This is a genomic window from Marinobacter sp. NFXS9 (assembly GCF_040148665.1).
GTDB classification, from domain to species: Bacteria; Pseudomonadota; Gammaproteobacteria; order Pseudomonadales; family Oleiphilaceae; genus Marinobacter_A; species Marinobacter_A mangrovi.
On record NZ_JAGDDW010000016.1, the window covers coordinates 55,570 to 71,049 of the forward strand.

General features: G+C 63.7%; 20 protein-coding genes. 15 read left to right on the forward strand and 5 right to left on the reverse strand.

Going from position 1 to position 15,480, the window contains the following annotated elements; translation table 11 throughout:
- The first annotated feature begins 44 nt into the window (after positions 1-44).
- Entirely contained in the window at positions 45-854 is an 810-nt protein-coding gene (locus J3364_RS19460; protein ID WP_349559824.1) for an AraC family transcriptional regulator, read from the forward strand.
- 7 nt (positions 855-861) lie between these two features.
- The gene (locus J3364_RS19465) at positions 862-1,065 is read left to right on the forward strand and encodes a hypothetical protein (RefSeq protein WP_349559825.1); all 204 of its coding nucleotides are present in this window, start codon (positions 862-864) and stop codon (positions 1,063-1,065) included.
- A gap of 72 nt (positions 1,066-1,137) precedes the next feature.
- On the opposite strand, the gene J3364_RS19470 is transcribed toward J3364_RS19465, so the two are convergent.
- On the reverse strand, positions 1,138-1,362 hold the full coding sequence (locus J3364_RS19470; RefSeq protein WP_349559826.1) for a hypothetical protein: 225 nt from the start codon (positions 1,360-1,362) through the stop codon (positions 1,138-1,140).
- A 431-nt stretch (positions 1,363-1,793) separates the two neighbouring features.
- Positions 1,794-2,756 (reverse strand): LysR family transcriptional regulator, encoded by a 963-nt coding sequence (locus J3364_RS19475; RefSeq protein ID WP_349559827.1) that lies wholly within the window; start codon positions 2,754-2,756, stop codon positions 1,794-1,796.
- Between the two features lie 204 nt (positions 2,757-2,960).
- Here J3364_RS19475 and trxA point away from each other — a divergent pair, with 204 nt between their 5' ends.
- A complete protein-coding gene (gene trxA / locus J3364_RS19480; RefSeq protein WP_349559828.1) occupies positions 2,961-3,287 on the forward strand; it encodes a thioredoxin in 327 nt (108 codons plus the stop codon).
- Positions 3,288-3,384: 97 nt separating this feature from the next.
- Here trxA and J3364_RS19485 read toward each other — a convergent pair whose 3' ends face one another.
- Positions 3,385-4,263 carry a complex I NDUFA9 subunit family protein gene (locus tag J3364_RS19485; RefSeq protein WP_349559829.1) on the reverse strand — a complete coding sequence of 293 codons (879 nt, stop codon included), beginning with the start codon at positions 4,261-4,263 and terminating at the stop codon, positions 3,385-3,387.
- 101 nt (positions 4,264-4,364) lie between these two features.
- Here J3364_RS19485 and J3364_RS19490 point away from each other — a divergent pair, with 101 nt between their 5' ends.
- Complete coding sequence (locus tag J3364_RS19490) at positions 4,365-5,111, forward strand: SDR family oxidoreductase (RefSeq protein WP_349559830.1); 747 nt, start codon at positions 4,365-4,367, stop codon at positions 5,109-5,111.
- Between the two features lie 40 nt (positions 5,112-5,151).
- Here J3364_RS19490 and J3364_RS19495 read toward each other — a convergent pair whose 3' ends face one another.
- Complete coding sequence (locus tag J3364_RS19495) at positions 5,152-6,255, reverse strand: diguanylate cyclase (RefSeq protein ID WP_349559831.1); 1,104 nt, start codon at positions 6,253-6,255, stop codon at positions 5,152-5,154.
- A gap of 216 nt (positions 6,256-6,471) precedes the next feature.
- Here J3364_RS19495 and J3364_RS19500 point away from each other — a divergent pair, with 216 nt between their 5' ends.
- Both J3364_RS19500 and J3364_RS19505 read left to right on the forward strand, forming a co-directional pair.
- Positions 6,472-6,849 (forward strand): SpoIIAA family protein, encoded by a 378-nt coding sequence (locus J3364_RS19500; protein WP_349559832.1) that lies wholly within the window; start codon positions 6,472-6,474, stop codon positions 6,847-6,849.
- A gap of 21 nt (positions 6,850-6,870) precedes the next feature.
- The gene (locus J3364_RS19505; protein ID WP_349559833.1) at positions 6,871-7,551 is read left to right on the forward strand and encodes a DUF4336 domain-containing protein; all 681 of its coding nucleotides are present in this window, start codon (positions 6,871-6,873) and stop codon (positions 7,549-7,551) included.
- Here the strand turns inward: J3364_RS19505 and J3364_RS19510 are convergent.
- The gene (locus tag J3364_RS19510) at positions 7,523-8,401 is read right to left on the reverse strand and encodes an eIF2B alpha/beta/delta subunit family protein (RefSeq protein WP_349559834.1); all 879 of its coding nucleotides are present in this window, start codon (positions 8,399-8,401) and stop codon (positions 7,523-7,525) included. The two genes, J3364_RS19505 and J3364_RS19510, sit on opposite strands and share 29 nt — an antisense overlap.
- Before the next feature lie 74 nt (positions 8,402-8,475).
- Between J3364_RS19510 and J3364_RS19515 the strand changes: the two genes are divergently transcribed.
- The 9 genes from J3364_RS19515 (at position 8,476) to J3364_RS19555 (ending at position 15,476) form a co-directional block, all read left to right on the forward strand.
- On the forward strand, positions 8,476-8,847 hold the full coding sequence (locus tag J3364_RS19515; protein ID WP_349559835.1) for a thiol-disulfide oxidoreductase DCC family protein: 372 nt from the start codon (positions 8,476-8,478) through the stop codon (positions 8,845-8,847).
- Positions 8,848-8,909: 62 nt separating this feature from the next.
- Positions 8,910-9,449, forward strand: a complete 540-nt coding sequence (locus tag J3364_RS19520; protein ID WP_349559836.1) for a DUF2058 domain-containing protein — start codon at positions 8,910-8,912, stop codon at positions 9,447-9,449.
- Between the two features lie 272 nt (positions 9,450-9,721).
- Positions 9,722-10,246: a MarR family transcriptional regulator gene (locus tag J3364_RS19525; protein WP_349559837.1), complete on the forward strand. Its 525-nt coding sequence runs from the start codon at positions 9,722-9,724 to the stop codon at positions 10,244-10,246.
- Positions 10,243-11,307 carry an HlyD family secretion protein gene (locus tag J3364_RS19530; protein ID WP_349559838.1) on the forward strand — a complete coding sequence of 355 codons (1,065 nt, stop codon included), beginning with the start codon at positions 10,243-10,245 and terminating at the stop codon, positions 11,305-11,307. The genes J3364_RS19525 and J3364_RS19530 overlap by 4 nt, the downstream gene beginning before the upstream one ends.
- Before the next feature lie 9 nt (positions 11,308-11,316).
- Positions 11,317-12,372 (forward strand): DUF2955 domain-containing protein, encoded by a 1,056-nt coding sequence (locus J3364_RS19535; RefSeq protein ID WP_349559839.1) that lies wholly within the window; start codon positions 11,317-11,319, stop codon positions 12,370-12,372.
- A 69-nt stretch (positions 12,373-12,441) separates the two neighbouring features.
- Positions 12,442-13,149 (forward strand): monofunctional biosynthetic peptidoglycan transglycosylase, encoded by a 708-nt coding sequence (mtgA, locus tag J3364_RS19540; RefSeq protein ID WP_349559840.1) that lies wholly within the window; start codon positions 12,442-12,444, stop codon positions 13,147-13,149.
- 29 nt (positions 13,150-13,178) lie between these two features.
- The gene (arfB, locus tag J3364_RS19545) at positions 13,179-13,592 is read left to right on the forward strand and encodes an alternative ribosome rescue aminoacyl-tRNA hydrolase ArfB (protein ID WP_349559841.1); all 414 of its coding nucleotides are present in this window, start codon (positions 13,179-13,181) and stop codon (positions 13,590-13,592) included.
- A gap of 53 nt (positions 13,593-13,645) precedes the next feature.
- Positions 13,646-14,485 carry an META domain-containing protein gene (locus J3364_RS19550; protein ID WP_349559842.1) on the forward strand — a complete coding sequence of 280 codons (840 nt, stop codon included), beginning with the start codon at positions 13,646-13,648 and terminating at the stop codon, positions 14,483-14,485.
- A gap of 10 nt (positions 14,486-14,495) precedes the next feature.
- Positions 14,496-15,476, forward strand: coding sequence for a hypothetical protein (locus J3364_RS19555; RefSeq protein WP_349559843.1), 981 nt, complete (start codon positions 14,496-14,498; stop codon positions 15,474-15,476).
- The last annotated feature ends 4 nt before the right edge of the window (positions 15,477-15,480 follow it).

The window sequence follows — 15,480 nt, forward strand, 5'->3', positions numbered from 1 at the left end:
ATCATGGGTGTAAGCTCATTATGTGAAAAGACGACAGACTGACAATGGATATCGCAAACACGACACAGCATGAACCCCAGGGCAAGGGCTTCGTCGAAGACCCCCATAGGCCGGTGCTCTGCCACGCGGCGGTCTACGGCAGCGATCGCACCGTGCGTGTTCACCGCCATCCGCGGGCCCAACTGGCGTGGGCGGAATCCGGCGTCCTGCGGATCCACACCGACAGCGGCGCCTGGGTGGTGCCGCCGACCCACGCCGTCTGGATTGCGCCGCAATTGAATCATCAGGTCACCACCCACACACCGGCGTCGGTCCGCTACCTCTACGTGGATGCCAGCGCCTGCAGGGATTTGCCGGAGCATTGCCAGGTCATGGAAATGACCGCGCTGCTGCGGGCGCTGATCCGGCGCATCATGGGGATGGATCTGTCACAACCGGTGGCCGGCGCCGAGGGGCGTCTGCTGCAAGTGGCACTGGACGAAATTGGTCGGCTGACGCCCTCGCCGCTGTACCTGCCGGCCGGTCAGGATCGACGATTACAGGCCCTGATGCAGGTGCTGACGGAAAATCCGGCGGAAACCGGTCGACTGGATGAACTGGCCCGACCCTGTGGTGCCAGTCCCCGCACCATGGAGCGGCTGTTTCGCGCCGAGACCGGCATGAGCTTCCAGCAGTGGCGCACCCGTCTGCGATTGCTGGAGGCGATCAACCGACTGGGCGAAGGGGAAAGCAGCGCCGCCGTGGCCTATTCGTTGGGTTATCGCAGCAGCAGCGCTTTCGTGGCGACGTTCCGACGCCATTTTGGCAAGCCGCCGCAGAGTTTTATCCGGGAAAGTGACACACACGAGAGGTAGTGGGAACATGCTGGATCCGACAACGCTGTTGGTGGCCCTGGTGTTCAGTTCGATCGGACTGGGCTATTTCATCTATGGGCGGCGTCAGCAGGACAAGCGGTATTTCTATACGGGGCTGGGGCTGATGCTCTACCCATACGTGGTCAGTGCGGTGTGGCCGATGGTGGGAGTAGGCGTGGTCTTACTGATCTTGCCCCGTTTTCTGCCGTGATGCTTCGGTAGCGAGTGGCAGGATAAAGAGGAGGGCCGTCAGGCCCTTCCCGGGTCCGGTGCGCAGAACGGCTTAGTAGCCGCTGACGTCGCCATAGTCGCCGGTGCTCTGCGGAACGCAGACGGTTGGCTTGTTGTAGCCGCTGACATCGCCAAAATCACCGGTGCTTTGCGGAATGCAGGACACGATCGGTTCGGCGGGGCCATCGGAAGCGCGGTCGGCCAGGCTGGCGTTCGCGGACAGGGCAGTGGCGGTCAGTGCAACGGCGAGCAGTGTTTTGAGAGCTGAAGTACGCATCGTGATAACTCCTTCATCAACGTGATAATGAAAAGGCTGGTCAGGGGAGAAGGGTCTCCTCGCCAGATGCAATCATTATCAATCTTCCCGCCGACATAGAATAATTCTATAGAGATATTTCCAACATCACGTTTGGTGATGTACGTATTTTTTCATACAAATCAGCGCTGTATTGGATGATATCTTGAATATATCAATGCCTTTTATGTATTGATTGTCGAGTAGTAATTAATTTTTAGAATGACCTGTTTTCCCTGTCAAGAGCGTCGACAACACCGCGACAGACCTGTCGCAGACCGTGCAGAAGCCCTCACGAGACCATTGCTTGTGCTTGGCTGCTCGCTGCTGCCCTCACCCGGGAAGTGACAGGGGGCAAGGCAGACCACGTCATGGTCCGGGGCGGGCGGGTGTTCAGCAAGACGCGGAACCGATCAGCCGTTGCCGGCCAGTAGCGCGGGTTTGCGGTGGCCGGTTTTGGATGGGCCCATGCACGTGGCCCAGCGTTCCTTGGTGACCCGCTCCACCAGTTCCCGCATCCACACCACGCCGGGATCCCGGTCGTGCCGGGTGTGCCAGATCAGGTACAGGCTGGTGGGATCCACCTCCACCGGCAGGTCGGTCATCCAGATGCCGTCGTGGAAGCCGGCGTCGTTGGTGGCGATTTCCGGGATGGCGGCAATCATGTTCGACGTGCGCAACAGCTTGGGGACCGCCGGGAAGTGGTTGACGGTCACCGCGACCCGACGCTTGAGCCCCTTGCGCATCAGCGCCATATCCACGAATCCGGCGGCTTCACCGGACATGGACACCAACAGGTGGCGCGCCGCCATGAAGTCCTCCACCGAGATGGGGTGGCCGGCCAGAGGGTGATCTTCGCGCATCGCCAGGGTGTAGCCGCTGTCGAACAGCCAGATACTGCGCAGGCTGTGGTCGTGTTCGGTGAGCAGGCCGATGGCCAGATCCACGTGGGCCTCGCGCAGGTGCCCGAATGCGGTTTCTGCGGTGTAGGGCACGGCATGCAGGTCGATGCCCGGCGCCCGCTTTTCCAGTTCACAGACCAACGGCTGCCAGATCAGCTCGAGAATGGCGTCGGTGATGGCGATGCGGAACTCGCGCTTGGACTCGGCGGGCTCGAAATGGGTGGCCTCGACCGCATTGGACAGCTCGTACATTGGCCCGCGCACCTGGTTCCACAGGCTTAACGCGTAGGAGGTGGGCTCGATATTGCGGCCCTTCTTGATGAACAGCGGGTCGTTCCAGACCTGACGCATCCGCGACAGGGTGTTGGACACCGCCGGCTGGGTCATGGACAGGCGTTCGGCTGCCCGCGTGATCGAGCCTTCGGTCATGATCGCATCGAAGACATAGAGCAGGGTCAGTTCCTGGTTTTTCATGGCATGACTCCGGGCAGGTGGGCACGTCCCGTCCTGTCGAACGGCCGGTCGGGACCATCGGATGACGCGAGGCTGACCAATATGCCAAGCACCGGCTTCCATCATCAGCCGTGATATCCACTATACCGACGGCCAATTAGTCCGTCAGGGGCAGATCGGCCAACATGGCACCTTCAAGTCAGTCCACAGAACGGAGACAACCCCATGAGCGATGTGATCCGTGAGGTATCCGACAACGAGTTTACCGAGGCGGTGATCCAGGCCAAACGGCCCGTCCTGGTTGATTTCTGGGCGCCCTGGTGTGGTCCGTGCCACACGCTGTCGCCGCTTCTGGAGGAATTGGCGGATGAATTTGCCGACACACTGGATGTGGTCAAGGTGAATGTGGACCAGAACCCGGAGATTACCGCTGCCATGGGCATTCGTGGCGTGCCGGCGTTGATCGTGTTCAATGGCGGCAAGGCGACTGCCCAGCAGAACGGCGTCACCGGACTGGGCCAGCTCAGGGCCTTTTTAGCCGAGGCGATCTGAACCGAGCCGCTGGCCGCCAAGCAAGGCGGCAGCGGTTGTCGAACCCCCTTGGAGCAGCTTCGGTTGCTCCTTTTTTTGCCATCACAGGCCCCGCACATCATCGTCCGTGATCAATCCCCCGCGGTTCGATGCCCAGGTCCGCGAAGCCGGCAGCCCCCTGCCCCACCACATTGTCCCTTTCCATGAGGATCAGCTGGTCCCGGGTCAGCGGCGGGGATTCGAGTATGGACAGCAGCGCGGCACCCACAAACCACAGGCCGAAAGGCACCGGCAACAGCGGACGCCGCCGCTTCTGACTCCGCATCACCGCTTCCAGAAGACCACGATAACTGAGCGTGTCCGCACCGCCCAGCTCATACACCCGGCCGCGGGTGGCGGGATCAGCCAGAGCGTTCCGGGCGGCCCGGGCCACATCGTCTACATGAACCGGTTGCAGTTGCGTGTCGCCATGACCGAACAGGGGGATCACCGGCAGGCGTGTGAGGCCGGCGAGCGTCGCCAGAAGCCCCTGGCCGTCACCGAACAGGGCGCCCGGACGCAGGATGGTCGCATCCGGGCAAGCGTCGCGCACCGATTCCTCACCCCTGCCCCGGGCGCTCACGTAGCGTGAGCGGGACGCGGGATCGGGATTGAGTCCCGACAGGTGGATCAGCCGCGGGATGCCTCGGTCCCGGCAGCGGCGGGCCAGCAGGGCGGCGCCGGCCACATGCACCGATTCGAAGGTCAGTGTCGGTGGCTTCTCCACATAGAGGCTGACGGCATTGACCACGGCATCGGCGCCGTTCAGCGCGGCGTCAACGGTGGCCGGTTCCAGCAGGTTGGCGGTCTGGTATTCCACCCGGGGGGACGACACCGGCAACGTGCCCGGGTGCCGGGCCACGATGCGTACGCGGTAGCCGGCCAGCAGCGCTTCCCGCACGATGCGGGCGCCCAGAAAGCCGGTACCGCCGAAGACAACCATCCGTGATTCGCTCATGGCGACAGGTTAGTACCTGGTGGCGCGAAGAATCCAGCCCGACGCCGGTCGGATCAAAGTCGGCTACTATCAGCAGGTCATCAGTCGTGAGGACAGCATGTATGGATCAGGTGATGATCATTACCGGAGCGAGCCGTGGCATCGGTGCGGCTACGGCGCAACTGGCGGCACGTCAGGGTTACGCGGTGGCGGTGAACTACCGGCATGACCAGTCCGCGGCCGAGGCCGTGGTTCGGGCGATCGAAGCGGACGGAGGTCGTGCGCTGGCCGTGGCGGCGGACATCTCCGTGGAAGCGGAGGTACTGCAACTGTTCGAGACCGTGGACCGGGCGTTTGGCCGGCTCACAGTCCTGGTCAACAACGCCGGCATTCTGGAGAGACAAATGCCGGTGGAACAAATGGACAGCGACCGCCTGGCCCGCGTTTTCGCGGTCAACGTGCAGGGTGCTTTCCTCTGCGCCCGGGAGGCTGTGCGGCGTATGTCAACTGCCCACAAAGGCCCTGGCGGCGCCATTGTTAATGTCTCCTCCATGGCAGCGCGACTGGGAGCGCCCAATGAGTACGTGGATTATGCCGCGGCCAAAGCGGCCGTGGATGCCCTCACCACCGGCCTGTCAAAGGAAGTGGCGGCCCAGGGGATTCGCGTCAACGCCGTCCGCCCCGGGGTGATACGCACCGACATCCATGCCAGTGGCGGCGAGCCGGACCGTGTCGAGCGGGTCAAGGCGGCGGTGCCAATGCAGCGGGGTGGCGAACCTGAGGAAGTGGCCGAAGCGATTCTCTGGCTGGCGTCGGACAAGGCGTCCTACGTCACCGGCAGCTTTATCGATGTCGCCGGCGGGCGCTAGTGTCCCGTTCAGTAGATCAGCGAATTAACCAAACGGGACACTAGCCCGTGTGACTGAGGACATCCGCACCGGTGTCGTGAACGTCGCTGACGATGCAGTTGCGGCCCTGCCGCTTGGCCTCGTACAGCCAGTGGTCGGCCCGTTTGATGGCCGCCTCGACGGATTCGCCGGGCCGCACGCTCACCAGGCCGAAACTCATGGTGACGTTGATCCGGTCGTCCCCGACCCTGGAGTGATGCCGGGCGAGCCGGTCCCGGAAGCGTTCCAGTGCCGCCTGCGCCGTTTCCCGGGTGGTGTCCGGGAAGGCGATCATGAATTCCTCGCCGCCCCAGCGGCACAGGCAGTCGGAACGGCGGAATCCGCCCAGCAGCGCAATGGCAATGTCTTCCAGCACCTGATCCCCGGCTTCGTGCCCGTAGCGATCGTTCACCGGCTTGAAGTGGTCGATATCGCCCATGGCGATGCAGAAATTGCGGGTCATACGGTCACTGGCGGCCAACGTCTGGTGCAGGAAATCGTTGCCGAAACGGCGATTGTAGAGACCGGTCAGCTCGTCCCGGTTGGCGATCTCGGTCAGGCGCCGTTCCTGGGATTCGTTGATGTGCCGGACGATCACCACCGCCAAAATCAATGGCAGTGCCGAGGCCATGACGTTGAAAAACAGCATCAACGGCTGGTATTCCGCATAATCGAAGGCGTAGGGCACACCGGCATAGCGCAGTTGCAGGTAGGCGAACAGGGCAACCAGGGTATAGCCGATCACCGCGGCCTGCTTGGGCAGCATGCGGGGGTTGATGGTGGCCACGCAGGCCACCGGCCACAGGTAATAGTGGAAGCCGGCGGCGGTGCCCAGGGTGGCGGTGGCCAGAAAGGCATGGCCGGCGATTTCCAGGCACATGAGGTAGATGGCGGTGGCGTGCATGCCATTGCGGTTGCTCCACAGCGCAACGGCCCAGACCAGCACGCTGAAGACGTTGAACTTTGCCAGGGTGTCGGCGCCGATCGCGGCGAACAGGGCAATGAAGCCGGTGTGGACCAGAGTCCCGGCGATGGCCGCGATGTTCAGGACCACGTACTTGCGGTAATTTTCGATGCGGACCCGGGCCGGCTTTCGACGCAGGCGGTAGGCTTCAATGGCGGTCATCGACAACGCTGGCTCTTGCTGTATGGGGCCTTGCACAAGGCGCTCTTGTTTAACGGGAGTATAGCGCGATTGGGGGCAACCTTGCCGCTTCATTACCACCCGGGTAGACGGCTATCCGACACGGGGATTGTGGCGCTAGACTGGGGCATGGAGGAATAGTTCCCGGGGCCAGGCCGAGGCCCCAACCGACAGCGCGGTTCTCGCAGGGAGGTGACCATGTTGAAGGTGACACTGGATCGTGACGACGGCATAGCCACATTGGAGCCGGACCGGGCACTCACCCGGGAGGATTTCCAGCGTGCCGCCCAAGTGATCGATCCCTACATCGAAGAGCACGGCGACCTTAATGGACTCCTGATCCAGGTGGCGTCGTTTCCCGGCTGGGCGTCGTTTGCGTCCCTGCTGCATCACCTGCGCTTTGTCCGGGACCACCATCGCCATATCCGGCGTGTGGCGCTGGTGACGGATTCCGGGGTCGTCAATGCGGCCGAGACCCTTGGCAGCCATCTGGTGGCCGCGCAGGTGAAGACGTTCCCCGCAGCCGCCGTGGGCGAGGCCCGGCAATGGCTGCAGAACACGGACGAGGCGGTCTGAAGGGAGACCGGGGAGAGCGCAATGGAACAGCTGGCGAAAGATCTCTGGGTGGTGGATGGCGAAACCGTGTCGTTCCACGGGTTTCCCTACACCACGCGCATGACGGTGGTCCGGCTGTCGGACGGCACGCTCTGGGTGCACAGCCCCGTCACCCTGACGCCGGCCATGCGCTTCCGGGTCGACAGCCTGGGGCCGGTTGCGCACCTGATCGCCCCCAACCATCTGCATCACCTGTTTCTGGCGGACTGGATCGAGGCCTATCCTGAGGCGACCGTGTACGGCACCCGCCAGGTGATGGAGAAGCGACCGGACCTTCACTTCGACGAGATGCTTGACGGCCAGCATCGGGAGTCCTGGCGACAGCAAATCGATGAAGTCCTCTTCACCGGCTCGCGTCTGATGGAGGAGGCGGTGTTCTTTCATCGGCCGTCCGAGACGCTGATCGTCGCGGACCTGATCGAGAATTTCCCGGCCGGGCATTTCAACTGGTGGCAAAAACCCATTGCCCGGCTGGCCGGGATCATTGCGCCGCACGGCAAGACGCCGCTGGATTGGAGGCTGAGCTTCCACAAATCGCAGGCCCAGGCTGGCCTGGCGAAGATCAAGGCGTGGACGCCGCGGCGGATCATTATGGCCCACGGTGAAGTGGTCCGGGAAAAGGACAACCAGTTCCTCAACGATTCTTTTGACTGGCTCCAGTGACTGTACCCGCGGTCGGTTGTAAGCCGTTTTCGGTCACCCGGCCACTGATCAGGGTTGCGGGTATGGGCTCGAAATAGACGTTGCGGACGCGGATGTGGTGGTTGTCGATGCGATCCACCTCGGCCGGGTCCATTTCCTCCAGTGTGACCGAGGCCCGGGTCAGCGGGCTGTCGCGGAAGCCGTCCGCCAGTACCCAGAAGGGTTTGCCCCGGTCCCGCGCCGCCAGCGCCTGCAGGTAGGTGCCCGTCTTGTTGAGAAAGTGATTGTCCGCCAGCCAGCAGTCGCAGCCGGTGAGGTTAAGGTCGACGTGGGGCATGAACAGGCCCATCTCGGCGTCGGTGATGAGCGTCACCGGCACTGCCAGACCGGCCAGTTCATTGGCCACCTGAATCCCCTCGTTGCCGGGGCCGCTGAGCGTGCAGACCACGCTGAACGGGCGTTGCCGGTCCACCAACGCCTGGAAGAGCTGCATGACCGTGCTGCTGCGGCTGTGGGTCATGATCACGGCACCGGGTGGGATCAGATTGACGGCGCGGCGGGCCGTATCGCGGCCGGCGTGGGTCAGGTCGCGGTAGATCACCTGGGCCGCGTCGCGGGCCTGGCGCCGCAGATCGTCGCCGGTCAGCGTCAGGTCGATGGCCGCGAGCCAGCGGCGGATGGCATTGCCCAGCGGCACCATGCTGGGACGGGCCTCGGCGAGGGTGTCGGCCAGCTCGTTCAGCAGATCGACGGTGGGGTTGTCTTCATGGGCGAGGAAGTCGTCCAGCCCGTGCAGTGCCTCAAGCGTCAGTTGAGAGGCACCCGATGACTGATCCTGTTCCAGTTGGACAATGAAGGCCGGGCGTTTCATGGTGGCTTCGTCCTGTCGCTTTTCGCAGACCATTATAACCACCTTGAGTGCCGATGGATGAAACACGGGGAATCATGACGGACCACAAGGCACCGATCACCGTCTACTACGACGGCGCCTGCCCACGCTGCCGGGCGGACCGGCGGCGCTATGAACGGTGGGCCGGGCCGGCCGCCGAGTCGGTGGTCTGGTACGACATTACCGGGCGGGAGGCGGAGCTGGCGTCCCTGGGCATCGATCCCGAGACGGCCCTGCGGGAACTGCACGTTCGGGATGCGGAGGGCCGGATCCACCGGGAGCTTGAGGCCTACCGCCTGCTGATGGCCCGGGTGCCGCGCCTCAAACCCTTGGCCTGGCTGATCGGTCTGCCGCTGGTGAAGCCACTGTTGTCCTGGCTGTATCGGCGCTGGGTGCTGCGTCGGTTGCATCGACAGGGTCGGCTCTGACCGTTGCCTCTACCCATGGGCATTGTTGATAATGCGCCCATTGCAAGCAGAGAGAGTGAATCATGGCGAAATCCCTGCAGGAACAGCTTCTCCAGGCCGGCCTGGCGGACGAGAAAAAAGCCCGCCAGGTGCGGCAGGAAAAACGCAAGGCCCGCAAACAGAAACAGCCGGCGGATGCCGAGGCGGCCGCTCGTAAAGCGGAGGCCGAAAAAGCCCGCGCTGAAAAGGTCGAGCGGGACCGCGAGATCAATCGCCAGCGCCAGGAACAGCAGGCGCAACAGGCCCGTCAGGCGCAGATCCGGCAGATGGTCGATCAGCACGGCGTCGCCCGGGACAAGGGCGAGACGCCCTACCAGTTCGTGGTGGGCACGAAAATCCACAAGATCTACGTCAGCGCCGAGCAGGCGGACAAGCTGGCCCGCGGCCGGTTGGCCATTGCAGTGCTGGGCGAGGGCTTCCACCTGATCCCGGCGGATACCGCCAGCAAGATCCTGGAACGGGACGCCGAGATGCCCGTGATCCTGCACGATCCCAAGTCCGATCAGCCGGACGAGGACGATCCCTACAAGGACTACCAGATTCCCGACGATCTGATGTGGTAACCCGCACTCCTTGATCCTCCTCCGATGCGCGGCCCGAGATCTTCAGGCCGCGCACCGGCCTCACCTTTGCCCCTGGCCTGCCGTCGCCGATTCCCGAAGACCCCGTTGCCGCTCGTTGAATGGCGGATATCGCCCACAGCCATAGGGGGATGCCCTTACGATATGTAGCTGGCTAAGCAATTGCGGTCCGTTGTAGAATGGGCCGATATTAGCTTGCTAATGAATTAGTCGGACAGCGGCCCGCTCCACCGGCGACTCAAGGAGTTCTCCCCATGAAGCATACCGAATCCGGCGGCAACGCTGCCGCCAGCCCGCTGACATCATCAATCCACGACGGCCTCAAGCCGTCGCTGGGTGGCGCACTGGGTCGGCTACACCGCCTGTGGCGCCGGGCCATCACCAACGCCGTCGCGCCCATGGAGCTGACGGAGAGCCGCTGGTCGGTGATGGTGCACCTGTTCAAGCTGGGCGAAGGCATCAGCCAGCAATGCCTGGCCCGCGCCCTGGAAATCGAGATGCCGTCGCTGACCCGCACCCTCAACCAGCTGGAGGATCAGGCGCTGATCGAACGCCGCCCCGATCCCCATGATCGTCGGGCCCACACCCTCTGGTTCACCGGCCTCGGTCGCGAGCGGGTGACGCAGATGGAGGCCCAGATCAAAACGGTGCGGGCCCACATCTGCGACGGCCTGACGCCGGAGCAGCTGGATCAGTTTGCCGAGGTGATCACCGTCATGGAAAACAATGTCCGCGGACACCTTGCGGATGCCAAACAGAAGGAGTCGTCCCCGTCATGACGCCGGATCAGAAGTTTGCCCGGTGGGTCCATGTGTCCCTGGTGGCGTTTGTTGTCCTGTTTATCTATTTCCTGGTGGCGGATCTGTGGTTGCCGCTGACGCCCCAGTCGCGGGTCATGCACACCGTGGTGCAGGTGGCGCCCCGGGTCAGTGGCCAGGTGGCTGAAGTCCATGTGCACAACAACCAGCACGTGAAGGCCGGCGAGGTGATGTTCACCCTCGACCAGCGGCCGTACCAGCTGGCGCTGGACCAGGCGCAGCTGGCGCTGGAAAACGCCAGCGTGCAGAACGACCAGTACGACGCCTCGATCGCTTCGGCGGAAGCCAACCTGGCCGCAGCCCGGGCCCAGGCGACGGAACTGTCCCGCGAGGCCACCCGCATGCAGCACCTGATCAAGCAGGGTGGTGTGTCCCGCCAGCAGGCGGACCAGACGTTGTCCCAGCATGATGCGGCCCGGGCCAAGGTCAAGGCCGCGGAGGCACAGGTGCAACAGATGGAGGTCCAACGAGGACTGAGTGGCGAGTCCAACCTGCGCCTGCGTCAGGCCCGCAACGCCCTGTCCCAGGCCAAGCTGAACCTGAGCTACAGCGAAATCCGCGCGGAGGAGGACGGGGTGATTTCCAACCTCCAGGTGGAGCCGGGCACCTACGCCAAGGCGGGCACATCTCTGGCCGCGCTGGTCGGTGACGGGGCGGACGTGATCGCCGATTTCCGCGAGAAGTCCCTTTCCCACGTCAAGCCGGGCGATCGTGCTGCGGTGGTGTTCGATGCCCTGCCCGGCGAGGTGTTCGACGCCCGCGTGGATGCGGTGGATGCGGGCACCCGCCAGGGCCAGCTTGCCGCCGATGGGACCCTGGCCGAGCCCCAGTCCACCGACCGCTGGGTGCGCGATGCCCAGCGCCAGCGCCTGCACCTGAGCCTGACCGAAAACCCCGGGCTGCTGCAGACGCTGCCTTCCGGCGCCCGGGCCACGGTGCAGCTGTTTCCGGTGGGCGGCCCGGCGGCCTGGCTGGGGTCTCTCCAGATCCACGCCGTCAGCCTGATGCACTACATCTACTGAGGTTCGCCCATGCCCCGTATCAAGCCCCTGCTGATGGTGCAGAAGCGGGAGATGAACGCCAATGACCTGCGCCAGTGCCTGCGCATTGCCTTTGGCGGCATCCTGGGCTTCCTGTACTGCAAGCTGACCCACAGCAGCTACGGCGCCTTCTACGTGGTGTATCCGATGCTGCTGCTGGGGATGGTGCCGGTGATCAATGCCCACATCCTGCGCCAGTTTGCCGCCAGCGCCGGTCTGGTGACCGTAGTGGTGCTGGTGCTGCACGGCCTGTTCGGTGACAAGCCGGTGCCGATGACGCTGCTGGTGGCCGGCCTCTTTGCCTTGCTGTTCCGGGAGATGGCGCGCGGGCCGAACCTGCTGTTCGGCGCCCAGTCCATCGTGGCCCTGTCCATGCAGTTCAACTTCGCCAGCTACCCCGGTTCGGATGTGGTGAACCTGGTGCTGTCCAACGGGGCGGCCACACTATTGACCGTCTTTATTGCCTGCCTGATGCACACGGTCTTTCCGGATGCAGAGCCTCGCCAGCCCCGGCAAATGCCGAAAAAGCCCGCGAGCAACCAGCGCCACGAAGTCATCCTGGCCACCACCGTCGCGACCCTGTCGTTCGTCGCCTTCCAGGTGATGGATCTGCGTGGCTCCCTGTCGGCCCAGGTGGCGACCATCCTGATCCTGTTCCCGCTGAATTGGAAAGGCGCTGGGCCGGCCGCCTGGAACCGTGCCATCGGCACGCTGGTGGGCTGTAACGTCGGGTTGTTGTTGCAACTTCTGCTGTTCAACCACTTCAACATTCTCCCGCTGACCGCCTTCGGCCTCTGGCTGAGCCTGTTCATCTTTGCCCGGCTGCACACGCTGGAAGGCGGGGTGTCGGCGTCCGGTTTCAGTGGGCTGACCACCATGGCGATCCTGTTCGGCCAGTACCTGTCGCCGCAGCAGGATCTGATCTACAGCGACCTCTACCGCTTCAGTTCGCTGGCGGTGGGTGTCTCGGCCGCCCTGTCCGCCGTCTATCTGATGCACCATCTGCTGGACCGGTTCGAGAGCACCCGGTTGCAGCCGCTCGGGTAACAACCGCGCTTGACCTGACGGTCTGGCAGGGCATGATGAGCCATCGTCTGAAGAGAGTGAGGTTCACGCGTGGCGCGACAATCAGGCTGGAAACGCGCGGCCCGGTGGCTGCTGTACACGGTGTGCGGGCTGATGCTGTTCATGCTGGTGGTGATTGGCGTGCTGCGTTTCGTCAATCCACCCACCACCGCGTTCATGATCGCCGACCACATCGCCCATCCCGAGCGTCGCCAGGTGCAGAACTGGGTGCCGATCCAGAAGATGTCGCCGTGGATGCCGCTGGCGGTGATGGCCAGCGAGGACCAGCGTTTCCTGCAGCACTGGGGGCTGGACCTGAACGCCATCGCCACCGCCGTGGAAGACTATCAGCAGGGTGACAGCCTGCGCGGGGCCAGCACCATCTCCCAGCAGACCGCCAAGAACCTGTTCCTGTGGAACGGTCGCCAGTTGATCCGCAAGGGGCTCGAAGCGGGCCTGACGCTGGCCATGGAAGCGCTCTGGAACAAGCAGCGCATTATGGAGGTGTACCTCAACGTGGCTGAATTCGGCGACGGCGTGTACGGTGTGGAAGCGGCCAGCCTGCGTTTCTATGGCATTCATGCCAGTCAGCTCAGTGCCAGCCAGGCGGCGCGGTTGGCGGCGGTGCTGCCCAATCCCAAGGCGCTGAGCGCCGCGCGCCCATCGGCCTATGTCTGGCAGCGTGTGGATTGGATCATGCGCCAGATGCGCCAGTTGGGCGGACCGGCCCTGGTCAAGCCGCTGGTGGCGGCCGACTGAATCGGAGCCAACGCAACACAGGAGAGCGGATGCTCGAGATTTCCCGCAATGTCACACTGCCGGAGTCCGAAATCGAACTGAGCGCGATCCGGGCGCAAGGCGCCGGCGGTCAGAACGTGAACAAGACGTCGTCAGCGATCCATCTTCGCTTCGACGTGCGGGCCTCGTCGTTACCCGAGTTCTACAAGGAGCAGCTCCTGGCGCTGGCGGATCAACGCATCAGCAAGGACGGCGTGATCATCATCAAGGCCCAGCAATACCGTACCCAGGAATTGAACCGGGAGGATGCGCTGGCCCGTCTGCAGGCGTTGATCCGCAGCGTCGCCCGTCCGCGCAAGGCACGCCGGGCGACCCGCCCCACCCGCAGTTCCCAGCGCAAGCGCATGGATCGCAAAACCCAGCGTGGGCGTACCAAACAACTCAGAGGTCAGGTAAAAATCTGATTAACCGGTTTGTCACGACTATCCTATATCCATACTCGGAAGGAGGAATCAGGATGATGCAGGGTAAACAAGCGTTTGGCGGGATCTTGCGGGGTATGGCCATGGCCGCACTGGCCGCGGTCACCGCCGGTGTCTTGTCGGGGTGTGCGCCCATGATGGAACGTTTCCAGGCGTCGAAAATGCGCCAGATCGAAGGCTCGGTCACCTACCGGGAGCGTATGATGGTGCCGCCTGAGGCTCAGGTCACGGTGGCGCTGGAAGACGTGTCGCTGGCCGATGCGCCTGCCGAGTCAGTGGCTGACACACAGTTCAAGGCCAAGGGCGCGCCGCCCTGGGACTTCACCCTGTCCTACGATCCGGGACAGGTGATTGAAGGTCGTCGTTATAATCTGCGCGCCAAAGTCACGCTGGATGACCGGCTGCTGTTCATGAGCACCCAGGCTTACCCCGTTGAACTGCTGGGCGACACCGGCCCAGTCGATATTATGGTGAGCCGCGCCAGCGGGAGTGTTGCCGATATGGCCCGGGCCAACAGCGAGCCCAACAGCCTGGTGGGCACCTTCTGGGAGCTGACCCGGATCCGTGGCGATGCCCTCAACAAGGAAAGCGACCAGCGCAAGCTGAACATGGTGTTGTCCGAGGAAGGTCAGCGGATTTCCGGCTTCTCCGGCTGCAACCAGTTCACCGGCACCTACACCCTCAATGGCGACCAGCTCCAGGTCGGTCCGCTGGCCTCCACCATGATGGCCTGTTTCAAGGGCATGGAGCAGGAAGACGCGTTCCAGAAGGCCCTGCAGGCCGCGACCCATTACCAGATCCAGGGGCCAATCCTGCAACTGCTGGATAGCGACAACGAGGTCGTTCTGCAGTTCGTATCCGGTGACCAGCTCTGATTGACCGGCGATGAGCGAGCGCATTCTCAACATCACCAACGGGGACTGTGCCGTCGCGGCCCTGACCCGGGCCGGGCAGCCGGGGGACTGGCTGCCCTGGCGGGACATCCTGCACGACGGTCCGGTCCCGGCCGGACTGGATCTCACCGGACTGTCGGTGTTGCGGGCCCGTTTCATCAGCGAGCGGGGCTGGGCGCCGCTGGAGCCCGTGCAGGCGGATTTCGAAGCCCGGGATGCCCTGTTGGCACAAAGCGGCGAGTACGACCGCATTCGCCTCTGGTTCGAACACGATCTCTACGATCAGTTGCAGCTGCTGCAAATCCTGGACTGGCTGGCGGACCATCCGCCGTCCACGCCGGTTACCCTGCTGTCGCTGGATGATTATCTGGGCACGGCCTCGCCCGAGCTGGTCGAGCGTTACGTGGCGGCCGAACAGCCGGTCAGTGACTCCCAGAGGCAACTGGCGCAAACCGCGTGGGCGGCGTTTCGCGCGGACACGCCGGAGCCATGGGCCGGATTGCTCGAGCAGGATACGCAGGCCCTGCCGTTCCTCGACGGGGCTGTCCGCCGGCTGCTGGAAGAATACCCGCAACCCCACACCGGCTTATCGCGCACGGCCTACCATGCCCTGAGCCTGATTGGTCAGGGTGAAGAATCGTTCAGCGCTCTGTTCAGCGAAGTCCAGAACACCGAAGAACGCCGTTTCATGGGAGATCTGGGGTTCCGCTGGCTGCTGCACAGCCTGTGTGCCGGCGTCGAACCGCTGCTGGAAACGGACAGCGCCCTGCCCGCCTGGCAGATCGATCCAACGCAGCGCTTCAACTTGACCGCCAAAGGTCGCGCCGTGTTGGCGGGCCAGGTCTCGGCGGGGGACCTGATGGTGCGCGATCGTTGGATCGGTGGCGTCCACCTGCGGCCGGATCGCTTCTGGGAATGGGACGCCGCTTTAGGGCGCTTGCAGGCAAGCTCGCTGCAACCGGTCTCGGTATGATGGG

What these genes read in the sequence shown, in the direction of transcription:
- J3364_RS19510 (WP_349559834.1), bottom strand. Translation starts at nt 8,401, where the DNA reads ATGAAACGCCCGGCCTTCATTGTCCAACTGGAACAGGATCAGTCATCG.
- J3364_RS19495 (WP_349559831.1), bottom strand. Translation starts at nt 6,255, where the DNA reads ATGACCGCCATTGAAGCCTACCGCCTGCGTCGAAAGCCGGCCCGGGTC.
- J3364_RS19505 (WP_349559833.1), top strand. Translation starts at nt 6,871, where the DNA reads ATGGAACAGCTGGCGAAAGATCTCTGGGTGGTGGATGGCGAAACCGTG.
- J3364_RS19485 (WP_349559829.1), bottom strand. Translation starts at nt 4,263, where the DNA reads ATGAGCGAATCACGGATGGTTGTCTTCGGCGGTACCGGCTTTCTGGGC.
- J3364_RS19475 (WP_349559827.1), bottom strand. Translation starts at nt 2,756, where the DNA reads ATGAAAAACCAGGAACTGACCCTGCTCTATGTCTTCGATGCGATCATG.
- arfB (WP_349559841.1), top strand. Translation starts at nt 13,179, where the DNA reads ATGCTCGAGATTTCCCGCAATGTCACACTGCCGGAGTCCGAAATCGAA.
- J3364_RS19555 (WP_349559843.1), top strand. Translation starts at nt 14,496, where the DNA reads ATGAGCGAGCGCATTCTCAACATCACCAACGGGGACTGTGCCGTCGCG.
- trxA (WP_349559828.1), top strand. Translation starts at nt 2,961, where the DNA reads ATGAGCGATGTGATCCGTGAGGTATCCGACAACGAGTTTACCGAGGCG.
- J3364_RS19535 (WP_349559839.1), top strand. Translation starts at nt 11,317, where the DNA reads ATGCCCCGTATCAAGCCCCTGCTGATGGTGCAGAAGCGGGAGATGAAC.
- J3364_RS19470 (WP_349559826.1), bottom strand. Translation starts at nt 1,362, where the DNA reads ATGCGTACTTCAGCTCTCAAAACACTGCTCGCCGTTGCACTGACCGCC.
- J3364_RS19500 (WP_349559832.1), top strand. Translation starts at nt 6,472, where the DNA reads ATGTTGAAGGTGACACTGGATCGTGACGACGGCATAGCCACATTGGAG.
- J3364_RS19550 (WP_349559842.1), top strand. Translation starts at nt 13,646, where the DNA reads ATGATGCAGGGTAAACAAGCGTTTGGCGGGATCTTGCGGGGTATGGCC.
- J3364_RS19515 (WP_349559835.1), top strand. Translation starts at nt 8,476, where the DNA reads ATGACGGACCACAAGGCACCGATCACCGTCTACTACGACGGCGCCTGC.
- J3364_RS19490 (WP_349559830.1), top strand. Translation starts at nt 4,365, where the DNA reads ATGGATCAGGTGATGATCATTACCGGAGCGAGCCGTGGCATCGGTGCG.
- J3364_RS19525 (WP_349559837.1), top strand. Translation starts at nt 9,722, where the DNA reads ATGAAGCATACCGAATCCGGCGGCAACGCTGCCGCCAGCCCGCTGACA.
- J3364_RS19465 (WP_349559825.1), top strand. Translation starts at nt 862, where the DNA reads ATGCTGGATCCGACAACGCTGTTGGTGGCCCTGGTGTTCAGTTCGATC.
- J3364_RS19530 (WP_349559838.1), top strand. Translation starts at nt 10,243, where the DNA reads ATGACGCCGGATCAGAAGTTTGCCCGGTGGGTCCATGTGTCCCTGGTG.
- J3364_RS19460 (WP_349559824.1), top strand. Translation starts at nt 45, where the DNA reads ATGGATATCGCAAACACGACACAGCATGAACCCCAGGGCAAGGGCTTC.
- J3364_RS19520 (WP_349559836.1), top strand. Translation starts at nt 8,910, where the DNA reads ATGGCGAAATCCCTGCAGGAACAGCTTCTCCAGGCCGGCCTGGCGGAC.